Here is an 8,595-nt window from a genome sequence, read left to right as displayed (position 1 = left end):
AGCGATGAACGGGGTGACGACGAAGATCCAGATCGTGACCGCGCCTGCTCTGGTCTGCGGCGCGGCGAGCAGGGGCTTGGGTTCGTTCACGGTGCGGGGGACATCGCGGCGATCGACGACCGCCGGCCTAACACCCCCGCGAGGCGCTGTCAGCATTACGCCAGCGCATTCAGGGGCCTGGGGAATCCACCAGGGCCAGCCATAGAATCTGTCGTGCTCATCGACCTGGAGGCGGACCGGATCCTGGCCACCGCCCGAGATGTCGCCGACCCGGTGTCCGCCGCCCGCATGGTTGCCGAGGCGTTTCTGGCCGTGTCCAGAACGGCGGACCCGGCCACTTTGGCGCCGTTGGTCGAGCGGATCGCGGCGTTGCGTGGTGAGCCGGCCGAGCCGCGAACCGAGCTGCTGTTCCACACGCTGTCCGGTGTCGTCGGGACACGGATCAGGCAACCGCACGCCACCCGCGATCTCGAGGCGGCCCTGCGGATCTTCGCGGCGCACCGGCTGAACGATGACGCGCTGTCTGTCGAGTGCGCCCTCATGTGCACCTTGAGCCTGATCCGGCCGCACGAGGTACGGCCCGGCTTCGCGCATCTGGTCGACCAGCTCGACGTCGATCCCGTTCGCCGAGCCAGGCTCATCGCCATGATCGGACTCGGTGACGCGTGGGCGGGCAACCTGATCCGAGGGCATGCCGGGCTGTGCGCGGCCCGCGAACTCGCCGAGTCGGCGGGCCGCTTGGACGTCCAGGCCGAGGTAGCCTCCTGGTTGATCAAAATCTCGGCGCTCTGCGGTGACCTCACTGCGTCGGCCGCCTACCTGACCGAAGCGCGGGAGTTGGCCGCGCGGGTGGGGTCGAGCTGGGTCGCCGTCCACATCGCCGAGTGCGGGGCCGCTTTGTATCTGATCAGCGGCGACATCGAAGCCTGGGTCGGCACGCTGGAGCTTCTGGTCAACAGCGCGATCGGGGCCAACTCCGGCTTGTTCTTCGAACACCGCTGGGAACTCGCCACCCACTACGCCCTGTACGGCGATGCGGGCGCAGCGCAGGCACTGCTGGCCGGCACACCCGACCCGCCGTTGGCCTGGCCTGGGGCTCCGGCGCTGCCCGCGTGGCGCGGCTGGATCGCCGAGCCCACGAGCGCGGCTGCGATGGCGCAGGTCGAGGCATCGCTCGCCGGATTGAACCGGCCGGTGGAGCGGTTGTCGCGGGCCCGCATCGCGTGGCTGCTCGGTGCGCAGCATGCTCGTCTGCAGCGACGGGTCGATGCGATCCGGCTCCTGGAGGCCGCGAGTTCCGGCTACGCCGCGATCGGCGCGGCGGGACCACTGACCCGGGTCATCGCCGAGCTGCACGGCGTCGCGATGCGCGCCACCGTTATCGGCGAGCTGCCCCGGGCGCTGGCCACCCGGCCGCCCACTGAACAGCCGTTGACGGCGGCAGAGGACCGGGTGGCCAGAGCGGTCGCCGCGGGGCTGAGCAACCGGGAGGTCGCGGACCGGCTCTGCGTATCCGCGAAGACGGTCGAGTTCCATCTCGGCAACACCTTCCGCAAACTCGGCGTACGCAACCGGACCGAACTCGCCAGTCGGCTCGGACCGCTCGCCTGAGGCCACCCGACGAACCGCCGCCAGCCGCAGCGCCCCGGGCCAGCCGAGCAGCCCACGCGGAGGCGCGCATAACACGAGGCGCACCTTTTCGGCAAGCTGCTAGCCGAAACCCGACAGCGCAGCTCGGGGCCGGCCAATCGACAGGCCCACCTCCACCGGCTACTCTTCGCCGAACTCCGGGCCTGCCGCCGACCGACAGGTGCACATCCCCGGCCGGACGCCTGCGAGAAAGAGTTCCACGTGTCGCATCTTGCTCTCGCCCGCTCAATTTCCCTCGCCGCTGCCGCGGCGCTCGTGCTCAGTGGATGCGGCTCGCAGCCGAACGGCCCAGACAGCTCGAAGCCGGGCCCAGTCGTCGTCGACGGCGCCGTGGACCTTTCGGCGCTGCAGCGGCTGGTCGACACTGAACAGGCGAAATCGCAGGAGCAGCAGGAGCAGGAACTCGCCAGGCTCGACAACGTCCTGGAGCGGGAGCTCTGGAAAGAGTCGGGTTTGGAATCGTCGCTCGGCGGAGCCGCAGCCGCTGACGCCGCGTTCGCCGCCCACGGCAAGGCCCTCACCGGCAAGGCGCGGGCGATCGGCGACAAGCCGATCGTGATAGTGCCGGCGGCGTACGTCGCCGACCCTACGGGCCCGACCATCGGTGCGGGCCTGTTCGGTGCCGTCATCCTCGTCGTCCTCGGCGCCGAGGGCGTCGTATCCGCCTCGAACGACTTCAAGGACGGTGAGCAGGTTTCCGGGGACCTGAGCAAGGAAGTCAAGGTCTCGGGCTCACTCGAGCACGCCGACATGAGTATGGATGCCACTCACGAGTCGGACGGCGTGACCACCAAGCTGGCCGTGAAGATCGGGATAAGCCCGTGCCCCGACGCGAGCGGCCGCTTCGAGGGCAGCGCCAAGGTCGACATCTCCGCGACGAAGACAGGCGGCAGCACCGGGCAGCGGGGGACCCTGGACGTCACGGTCACCGGCCAGGTCAACGACGACGCGAAGCTGGAGTCCTCCGACGTCGAGTACCGCATGCAGTGGGCCGACTTCGCGAACAGCAAGGGCAGCTTCGTGGATATCTCCGGCGCGGTGGGCGACACGAAACCGGCGACCGCAGCTCTCAACCGCAGCGGCGGCAAGCCGAACGGCTCCCTGCAGCAAGCCGCAGTAACCATCGGTGCGCTGTACAGCGCGATAATGAGAATCAAAATCCTCGACGCGGCCGAGAAGGGCTGGCAGTCGGGCCGTTGCGTGACCCTCAAGCCGACCGCCTCGCCGGGGCCGAAGGGCATGAAACCCGGCGCCACCTCGACGATCAACGCCGCGCCGCGCAGCCGGATCGACGGCGGGCCCGTTGGCGGGACGGTCAAGGCGACCCTCACCGCGGGCGGCGCCGCGGTCAAGCCCGACGGCAGCAAGGTGAACGCCGATGCGACCTTCACCTACACCGCCCCAGACGCGCCCGACAAGAGCGGGACGGTTTCCCTCGAGGCCAGGTCGCGGCGGGGTGTCGCCAAGGCGAGCATCGACTTCGACACGAAACAGGGGGCGTACGTCGCCAGCGGAGGCACCGAGGTGAAGGTGTCCGGCACCGTCCCCGACCTCGCTGCCCCGTTCACCTTGCAAGGCAAGGGCGCCGGCTTCACGGTCGTCTACTCGTACACCCCGACCAGCGGCACCGGTGGCACCTACACCTACGCCGGCTCGGGAAGCGGTGTGACGATGAAGGGCTCGGGCACCTACCAGATCACGGGCAGCAACCCGGTGCTCACCCTGAAGCAGACCGGCCAAGGCTGTGTCAACGTGGGCGGCTGCAGGACGACCACCAACGTGATCACCCTGACCAGAACCGGAACTGTGTAATAGGGCGCCCTACAGAGCCGAAGTAGATCGGTTCGGCGCTCCGGGATCGGTTATTGGTTCTCCGGCGTGCTCCCCGCCGTCCGCGACAAGACGTCCGATTCTTCCTAGATGACCCTGAGGGTAAGACGGTGAAGAACCGGCTTCACCTCGACGTCAGCCCTATCGACCGCAACACCGAGGACGAGGCGCTTGGAATAGATCGTCTAGGGCCCGCCCGTGCCGAATCAGGCAGGACGCGTCACCGGGCGCTGCGACATCCGACGAGCAGGCGGGCCACCATGTCCTGCGCGTGGACCCGCTCGTAACCGGGGCCGAGGATGCACAGATTCCCTACGGCACGCATGAGGGTGTGCGCAGTCACGCTGGGATCGATCTCGCCCGCGGAGACGCCTGCGGCAATCAACGACGCGCATGCCGGGACGAGCTTGTCGAGCATCAGCGCATGCAGCGTGAGCAGGCTCGGGTCCTCCGACTGCAGGGCGACCCCGAGCCCGTGCTTGGTCACCAGGAACTCCACGAATGCCCCGATCCAGCGCGTCAGCGCCTCACCGGGTGAGATGCTCTCCCGCTGCAGCGCCGACGCCAGCGCCACACACTCCTCGATCTGGTGGCGGTACACCGCGGTGACCAGCTCGGCGCGGTTCGGGAAGTGGCGGTAGACCGTGCCGAGGCCCACCCCGGCCCGTCCGGCGATGTCGCGGATGGGTGCCTGCACCCCTTGCTCCACGAACACCGCCGCGGCAGCGGCGAGAAGTGCCTCGCGGTTACGGCGTACGCCTGCCTCGCGCGCCCCAGGCGACTCGGTCACAGTTCCTCCCCTTGTCGGCGGAACATTGTTCCGCTAACTTTGACGGAACAGTGTTCCGCCTAATTGTGGCAGACGCCCTCCCCAGCGCAGAGGAAGCAGCGACATCATGCACCTTCACCAACTCGCACAGCAGATCATGGCGATCAAGCCCGTCCCCGTGCCCACCACCGGACGCGACTTCGACCTGGCGGTCAGGGTCACCGCCCCGGTGTCCGGCCACGACCTCCCAGTGATCGTGTTCTCGCACGGCAACGCCTGGTCCATGGACGGGTACGAGCCGCTCGTCGACCGGTGGGCCGCCGCCGGCTTCGTCGTCGTCCAGCCGACCCACCTCGACTCCCGCCGCCACGGCCTCGGGTTCAACGACCCGCGATTCGGCACCATCTGGCGAGTTCGAATCGCCGACCTGCACGCCGTCCTGGACAACCTCGACGACATCCTCGCCCAGGCGGGGCTGACCGGCCGCATCGACCGGGAGCGCGTCGCCGCCGTTGGGCACTCCTGGGGCGGTCAGAGCGTCGGCACCCTCCTCGGTGCCCGCGTGCTCGACGCCGACGGCACGCCAGGCGAGGACTTCTCCCATCCCTTGGTCAAGGCCGGGGCGCTTCTCGCCGCGACGGGCACCGGCGACTCGCTCACCCCGTTCGCGGTGGAGCATCTGCCGTTCATGCGGCCAGCCTTCTCCACGATGACCACGCCGGCCCTCGTCGTCACAGGCGGCAAGGATCAATCGGTGATGTCCACCCGTGGGCCGGAGTGGTTCACCGACGCCTACCACCTCAGCCCCACGCCCAAAAACCTGCTCATCATCACCGATGGTGAACACACCCTCGGTGGGGTCGCTGGCGAGCAGGTCGCCGAGACCAACGACGAGGATCCCGCCCGCGTAGCCCTGGTCGCCGACGCGGTTTCCGCCTATCTCCTCGACACCTTCGACCTCGACGGCACGGCCTGGAAAGCTCTCACCGAAAGCGCCGCGGCCAGCGACGGCGCCTACCATGTCGAGCACAAGTGAGCCCTGGTGCCCACCGGGCCGGAGCGCACCCGCTCCGGCCCGGACCGGCACCTGCTCACCCGTTGCTCCCGCTCATCGGCAGATCGTGCACTCAGCGGCCATGAGCCGCACAGACACCTCGGAAGCTTCTGCTGGGTACCGGCGAGTACGGACCGAACGCGATCGGTGCGTACGAAGTGGCTCGGGTAGCGCCTCCGCGCGTCCAGCAGCGGCCCGCACAACTGGTGCAAACCGGCGAATGCGAACTGCGTCTCCGACTCCGCCCCCACCGAGGACTCGACCCGGAACCCCAACGGGACCGCGGTGTCGCGGGCATGCTCCACCAGCGCGGACTTCCCGACGCCCGCTTCCCTGAGCAGCACAAGCACCGGGCCAGCTCCGCGCGTTCGTCCTCGCTCAGCCCGCCCGCGCCGGCAGCCTCGCCACGCTCCTCGCGATCCTTCTTCACCCAGTTGGCCAGGGTCCCGTCATTGATGCCCAGGTCACGCGCGACCTGCGCGATCGACTTCCCGGTCTCCCGCACGATGCGCACCGCACCCGCGCGGAACTCCGGATCGAACCGGCGTCTCGTCTCAGCCATGAACCTCTATCCCTCAAGCTCTGGCCTCCGCGCTACGAGGGGAACCGCGGTCGGCCACGCCTTCGAAGCCGCGGACCGCGACATCCTCAACGGTTGGCTGCGGGGCAATACCACCGGCGGTGAGCTGATCCGGCCGGTGCTCCCGACGGCTGGGTGGTCGGGGACAAGACCGGTGCCGGCGGGTACGGCACCCGCAACGACATCGCGGTGATCTGGCCACCGGATCGCGCGCCGATCGTCCTCGCGGTGCTGTCCAGCCGCGACGAGAAAGGACGCCGGCTACGACAACGCCCTCATCGCCGTGCGGCGCAGATCGTGACCGCCACCTGGCGTGGGATCGAAAAATAGCGATATGCACGGAAGTGAGCGCAAGACCCTGATCGACGCCTGACGCTCTTCGTCTACGGCCTGCTGGGCGGCGGGGCGGTCGCGCGGCGGTCTTCCCCGCGGTGGCGATCTTCGGCCTGGGAACGAAGGCCGGTGCGGAGGCTTGCCGCGTTGCCGAACGAGTTGAGCGCGTCATGTCCGCGGAATGTCATGGCGAGGTGGTGACGTGGTGTCACTGCCCGCAGAGCGCCGCCGGCGCTGCAATGCAAGGCGTGCCCACCCGCTTGCCATCGAAGGCCACCCCCACCCGGGTGCCTTCCCGGCCGGTCCTCGGCCCGCTAACCGGCGGATCCGCCGAGACGCCTTCTTCCGACGACGTAAGTGTGCCGCCACGGCATGGCGTTTCGCTCGTCGGCACACCTGACGGATTCACCCGAGAGGAAATGTTCCGATGAACGCACCACGAACCGACGGGCCCTGGGAGACCACGAGTGGCCCGAGCTCTCCTGTCTCCAACGATTCGCGCCTGGTGACGCGGGAGCGTTCCCGGCCGGCCGTCGCCCCCTCCCGACCGTTCGGCGCTCACGTGCGTATGGCCTGGTGGAAGCCGCTCGTGGTCATTGTCGTGCCGCCGCTGGCGATGCTGGCGCTCCAGGTGCTGTTCTGGCAGCTCGTGGGCGTCATCGAGGGCAGCGACGACCCGATGTCCCCCACCATGACACCGTTGAAGTCCCTGGCCATCAATATCAGCATCGGTGCGGCGGGCGTCGTGGCGGTCCTGCTCCTGGCGTGGATTGCCAAGGTGCCGTGGCGCTGCCTGATCAGCTCACCCCGGGCCTTCGACGCCCGCCGCCTGAGAATTTACCTGGTCGGAGCGGCGCTGCTGGTGGGAGCCGGGATCGGTGTCGTGGCGCTGGTCGCGCCCGACTCGCCGGGCTGGACCGCCTTCGGCGTCACCGGCACGACAATCAGCCTGCTGGTGGTCACCGTACTGAGTACGCCGCTACAGTCCGCCGGCGAGGAGCTGTGGTGGCGAAGTGCCGTGCTGCCCGCCGCCGCTTCCTGGGTGCGTGCGGTCCGTCCGGCCCTGGCCGTCGGGCTCATCGTCTCCAGCCTGGGCTTCGCCATGCTCCACGGGTCGAACGACTCCTGGCTGTTCGGTTACTACACCTTCATCGGCATCTGTACCGCCCTGATGGCGATCATCAGCCGCGGCATCGAGGCGCCGGTTGCCTTTCACGTCGCCAACAATGTCCTGTTCGGAATCGTCAACACGGTGCTGGCGGACGGTGAGCCCTACGCGATCGACCGGTCTACCGACTCCGGTGACGCGTCCCTGCTGATCCTGGCGGCCGTGAACATCGCCATGGTGGTGCTGGTATGGCTGCACGAGCGGCGAGCCCGGGCCAGAAGCGCGGGTTAACCCCGCCAGGGCAGGGTGCCGGTCCGAAGGTGGTCGTGCAGCCTCCGGGCGACCTGTGCCATCGTCGCCTCACTCCCGGGTTGCGTGACGGCGGGCACCCGGGAGGCGGTGAGCGCGATCGACTGCCCGTCGGCGTGGTCCACCACGCCGACGTCGTGGCGCAGGTGCAGCAGGGTGCCGGTCTTGGACGACCAGCGGGAGGCGTTTGAGGTGAAGTCCGGGGCCGGCCGCTGCCGGAGCAGGTTGTCACTCGTCAGGACGCGTACCCGCGCGGCGATGCCCCCTGGATCGTTGAGGGCCGCCAGATGGCCTGCCGCAGGTCGACGAAGGCCCGGGTCGACCCGGCGTCGCGGGTGACGTCGAGTTGGGCGACCGGGTGGGCCTGCCCGGGGTTCGCCGCCCCGATGGCGGGGGAGTGGGCCAGGTGCACGTCGTCGGGGCCGAGGCGTTCGGCCGGCGTGTCGGCGAGGTCGCCGACCCGACGTCGCACGGGGATGCCGTCGATACGCAGTCGCCGCAGCTCGGTGCGGCCGCGATCGCCCTCGTGGTCGGGGTTGCTGCCGCGTCGGCTGCTGCCGGGCCATCCCGGCCGCCGGTCGGCTACCCCGGACGAAGCCCTCGGCCGCCTCGTCGCCGTCAACCAGCGGTTCGCCGCTGGCCATGGCCGGCAACCCCCACTCGGTCCTGTTTCATCCTGAACAGCCTGGCCGCGCACTGCGGCCGACTGGACGACTCAGGTCACTAGACCGGCGGCCAGTTCCGCAGGGCGGCGTCGACGACTAGCTGGAGGATGTCGCCTTCGGTGCCGCCGGCGGCCTGCACCGCGACGCCGTTGCCGATCGTTATGACGTACTTCGCCAGGAGTGCCGGGTCGGTCTCCGCGGGCAGGTCGCCCTCCTCGACCGCCCGCCGGAACCGATCCGTGAGCTGGGCGCTGATCTCGACGCCCCAGGCGGCCAAGAGGTCGCGGATCACCCGCC

The 8,595-nt window shown here is 69.3% G+C and carries 6 protein-coding genes and 3 pseudogenes; 5 read left to right on the top strand and 4 right to left on the bottom strand.

The features are described 5' to 3' along the window. The coding region (locus C1I95_RS29295; protein WP_146605895.1) for a helix-turn-helix transcriptional regulator at positions 1 to 1,611 on the top strand (1,611 nt) is incomplete at its 5' end. A gap of 240 nt (positions 1,612 to 1,851) precedes the next feature. Then, positions 1,852 to 3,462, top strand: coding sequence for a hypothetical protein (locus C1I95_RS29290; RefSeq protein WP_146605894.1), 1,611 nt, complete (start codon positions 1,852 to 1,854; stop codon positions 3,460 to 3,462). A gap of 238 nt (positions 3,463 to 3,700) precedes the next feature. Here the strand turns inward: C1I95_RS29290 and C1I95_RS29280 are convergent, their stop codons facing one another. Beyond that, entirely contained in the window at positions 3,701 to 4,270 is a 570-nt protein-coding gene (locus C1I95_RS29280) for a TetR/AcrR family transcriptional regulator (RefSeq protein WP_111218690.1), read from the bottom strand. Positions 4,271 to 4,376: 106 nt separating this feature from the next. Here C1I95_RS29280 and C1I95_RS29275 point away from each other — a divergent pair, with 106 nt between their 5' ends. Then, entirely contained in the window at positions 4,377 to 5,285 is a 909-nt protein-coding gene (locus tag C1I95_RS29275; protein WP_111218688.1) for an alpha/beta hydrolase family protein, read from the top strand. Positions 5,286 to 5,376: 91 nt separating this feature from the next. Here the strand turns inward: C1I95_RS29275 and C1I95_RS36675 are convergent, their stop codons facing one another. Continuing rightward, on the bottom strand, positions 5,377 to 5,865 hold the full coding sequence (locus C1I95_RS36675) for a transposase (protein ID WP_111218686.1): 489 nt from the start codon (positions 5,863 to 5,865) through the stop codon (positions 5,377 to 5,379). A gap of 85 nt (positions 5,866 to 5,950) precedes the next feature. On the opposite strand from C1I95_RS36675, the pseudogene C1I95_RS29265 reads away from it, so the two are divergent. Then, positions 5,951 to 6,184: pseudogene (locus tag C1I95_RS29265) on the top strand (serine hydrolase); the annotation flags it as partial. Positions 6,185 to 6,805: 621 nt separating this feature from the next. After that, entirely contained in the window at positions 6,806 to 7,615 is an 810-nt protein-coding gene (locus tag C1I95_RS29260) for a CPBP family intramembrane glutamic endopeptidase (RefSeq protein WP_199523963.1), read from the top strand. Here the strand turns inward: C1I95_RS29260 and C1I95_RS29255 are convergent. Next, positions 7,612 to 8,188: pseudogene (locus tag C1I95_RS29255) on the bottom strand (serine hydrolase); the annotation flags it as partial. The gene C1I95_RS29260 and the pseudogene C1I95_RS29255 sit on opposite strands and share 4 nt — an antisense overlap. Positions 8,189 to 8,356: 168 nt before the next feature. Then, positions 8,357 to 8,595 (bottom strand): annotated as a pseudogene (locus tag C1I95_RS35440) (TetR/AcrR family transcriptional regulator); the annotation flags it as partial.

It is taken from the genome of Micromonospora craterilacus (assembly GCF_003236315.1).
Classification (GTDB): Bacteria; Actinomycetota; Actinomycetes; order Mycobacteriales; family Micromonosporaceae; genus Micromonospora; species Micromonospora craterilacus.
The sequence above is the reverse complement of the archived record's forward strand: the minus strand, read 5'-3'. Positions and strand labels throughout refer to the sequence as shown.

Excerpts from the sequence above, each read along its gene's own strand:
- C1I95_RS29275 (WP_111218688.1), top strand. The coding sequence starts at position 4,377 with ATGCACCTTCACCAACTCGCACAGCAGATCATGGCGATCAAGCCCGTC.
- C1I95_RS36675 (WP_111218686.1), bottom strand. The coding sequence starts at position 5,865 with ATGGCTGAGACGAGACGCCGGTTCGATCCGGAGTTCCGCGCGGGTGCG.